Consider the following 3,385-nt stretch of genomic DNA (forward strand, 5'->3'; position numbering starts at 1 on the left):
GCACTCATCCCTGTTTGCGCCATGTCCTTGCCCTTCTCCAACATCTCCCAACTCTTGCTCGGCAACACCTGCGCGACCATCGCCTGCACTTGGCTCGGCACCTCTTCAGGCCCCGGCGGGTTCAACGGCCACTCCGGCTTGCCGATGTAACTGCCATCGCTCCAGGTGTCCGCCGGATCCTTGCCAAACAGCACGCGCGCAGGCCCGGGTGCGGCGCCGGCGACACTGGCGAAACCCTTGCCGTCGAGCTTGCCTTTGATGCTTTTGCCCAAGGCGTCGATGACTTCGTAATCGCCCTCTTTGATGCCCTGACGCCCGGCGTACTGGTTAAATAATTCCAGATTGCCCTTGCCCGGTTTCGGCGGTTCCGGGAATACCCCGGCCAGACTTTTCGCGCCGGTGTAGGCGAAGTTCGCCGCGTGTGCGGTGTACGGGCCACTGGTGGCGTGGGTGATGCCGCTGGCGTTGTAGGTGGTAGCGCTGCCGCCGCCCTGGATCACCAGTTCGGTTTTCGCAGTGATGGTGATGCGGTCGGCGTTGGCGGTGATGTTGAGTTTGGCCAGCAGGTTGATGCTGTCCTTCAGCGCACGCACATCGATGTCGCCGGAGGCCGCGACCAGCCGCCAGCCCATGCTCTGCACAAACAGGCGCATGCCGCGACTGGCACTGGCCAGCAGGCGTTTGCCGATCGACAGGCTGGTGTGGCCGGTGCTGCTCAGGGCCAGGTGTTCGCCGGTGGCGATGTGGCTGGAGCGCGGTGTGGTCAGGGCGATGCCGGCGGGACTGGCGAGGACCAGATGCGGTTCGGTGAACTCGGGGAATTCGTTGGCAGTGAGGTTCGCAGGACCCGAGCCGAGTACGCCTTGATGCTGAGCGTGCAACGCTTTGGCGACGTCGTCCTGATCGCCCGCCTCCTGGGCCTGCAACTCTTTGGCCTGCACCGCAAAACCGTCCTGCTGATCGCTGGCCGTCGCGAGGCGCTCGGCGGTTTCCGGCAGATCCTTGTGGTGCTTGGATTCGTTCGGACGCGGCTCGGTGGTGATCAACAGACCCGCACCCGCACGCACCGCACCGTGGCGGTCGGTTCTTAGTTCGAAACCTTCACCGCGCGGCTGGCCACCGCTCGGGCGCGGATGGGTCAGATAACCGAGGTTGATCGCACTCGCGCCGTGGTCGCTGCGCAACGCGATGCTGATCTCGCTGGTGGTGTCGTCGATGCGCAGTTCGTTGGCACGGCTGCCCTTGTACTCCTTGCTCTTGACCGTGGCCAAGGTCTTGAAATCCGGCAGCTTGTACGGCGGCAGATTCGCGCCGTGGTACAGGCAACCGGTGATCAGCGGCTGATCGGGATCGCCTTCCAAGAAGGTGATCAACACCTCCATGCCGACCCGCGGAATGTTGATCGAACCAAAGGTTTCCGCGGCCCAACTCGACGCGACGCGCATCCAGCAACTGGTCATGTCGTCGTGCTTGCCTTCGCGGTCCCAGAAGAACTGCACCTTCACTCGGCCGTACTGGTCGCAGTAGATCTCTTCACCTTCAGGGCCGCAGACCACCGCGCTCTGGGTGCCGAGGACTTTCGGTTTCGGGTGATCGAGCGGCGGACGGTACGGCACGTCCCACGGAATCGCGCTGAAGCGATTGCGGTAGCCCTGGTGGAAATCGTCTTTGTTGTCAGTGGTGTCGCTGGTCACCGACTCTTCGAGCACCTGCGGCTGCTTGCCTTCGTGGAAGATTTCGGTGAGCAGCCACAGGTCGTTCCAGGTCGGGTTGGCGTGCTCGGTCAGGGCGAGGAAATGTCCGCTGACCAGAATCGGCTGATCGCTATTACCCTCGGCCAGACGGTAGTCGCTGCGATGGCGTTCCAGCGCGCGATTGGCCAAGTGTTTGCCACGCTCGCGATCGACGAAACGGCCCGGGTAATCGTAGTCTTCGAGGTCCGGTTGCGCGCTGCTTTTGGCATCGCTTTCCAGCTCGATCTTCGGTTTGACGAAGTCATAATCGCGGCGGGTGGTGCGGCTGGTGCGGGTGGCCAGACGCAGGCCGAAGCGCTTGACCACCGGTTTGTCGGCGACCAGCCCTGAATCCTGCTGATAGGCCACTGGCGCCAGTTTCGGGAACACCGTCTGGTCATCGCCGAATGTCAGCTTGTGGCCGCTGGACGTGTGCTGGAAGTGGTAGTGAATCCCCTCCTCCTCGCACAGGCGCTGGATGAAATCCAGGTCAGACTCATCGTACTGCACGCAGTAGATTCGTTCCGGATAAATCGCGCTGAGCTGGAAGTGGTAATCGCTGGCGAGGATGCCGTGTTCTTCCAGCACCTGGCTGATGATCTGCTGCACGGTCATCTGCTGGAAGATGCGCTGATTGACCCGGTGCGCGAGGTACGCCAGTTGTGGGCGCAGGGAAATCTTGTAGCGCGTCAAACGCTTGCCCGCCTCGCCCTGAGCGATGCTGTAGACAAGCCCGTGAATGCCGCTGCCGCTCGGCGACAGCTGAAGAAATGCTAGTTTGTGCAGCACGCTTTCGAGGTTGATCGAGGCCTTTTCGCTGACCAGTTCCAGCTCGAATTCGAATGGCGTGTTGAGTGCCTCACGACCGGTAAACGACAGCACCTGGAAATCGCTGTCGACGCCATCGACGGTCAGATTGAAATGAGGCTGGTTGGCCGGTGAGAACATTCCCTTGTCCCTCGCGCAGTGCTGCGACGCGCAATAGCCCGTTAAAGGGCAATTGTCGAAAATACTTTAGAAGTGAGTCCGCCCCAACCGGCCATGCCTGCCGGGGCGGTACAACCATCAGTCGCGATTAAACGACTGGAGCACGCCAGTCATCGGAACCCGAAGTACCGGATACTTCGTGGGTCCAGGTGATTTTGCGGTAGGTGAACTGCACTTCTTCCAGGTGGGTGAAGTGCGCGTTGCCCGGATCCTGGCAGTTGTGCATTTTGTTGTTGATGGCGACGATGATCGCGTCTTCCAGTTTGGTGGTGTAGTAGTGCTCTTGAGTACCTTGAGCAGAAGTACGGTACCACTGGATAACGATTTCGCTCATGCGCTCGCCGGAAGTCAGCGCCGCTTGCAGCAGAGGCGAAGCCTTGTCGTAGACCTTGGTGATCACAACTGGCTTGTGAACACGCTGACCGGTTGGCTGACCGGATTGCGGATCACGCGGGATGATCACGTCGTGGGTGAAAGCCTGAACCATAACCTGGTCTTCGTGGCCTTCCTGGTAGGTGTTGCCTACGGAGTCAGCGGTGAAAGCGCCTGCAGTGATCAGGCCTTGTTTTTCGCCGGTAACCGACATGTACGCTGGTGTTGCCATGGGGATGCTCTCCTTGCTCAAAATGACGTACCCGGCGGGCACCATTGCTCACCGGAGTGGC

2 protein-coding genes are annotated in these 3,385 nt (G+C 60.9%); both read right to left on the reverse strand.

Annotation, left to right across the window (positions count from 1 at the left end; all coding sequences use genetic code 11):
* The coding region (gene tssI, locus L8H52_RS30190; RefSeq protein WP_242210153.1) for a type VI secretion system tip protein TssI/VgrG at positions 1 to 2,681 on the reverse strand (2,681 nt) is incomplete at its 3' end.
* A 127-nt stretch (positions 2,682 to 2,808) separates the two neighbouring features.
* Positions 2,809 to 3,324, reverse strand: coding sequence for an Hcp family type VI secretion system effector (locus L8H52_RS30195; protein ID WP_007949952.1), 516 nt, complete (start codon positions 3,322 to 3,324; stop codon positions 2,809 to 2,811).
* Between the last annotated feature and the right edge of the window lie 61 nt (positions 3,325 to 3,385).

The organism is Pseudomonas sp. CROZ-RG-20F-R04-15 (assembly GCF_022662375.1).
Lineage (GTDB): Bacteria > Pseudomonadota > Gammaproteobacteria > Pseudomonadales > Pseudomonadaceae > Aquipseudomonas.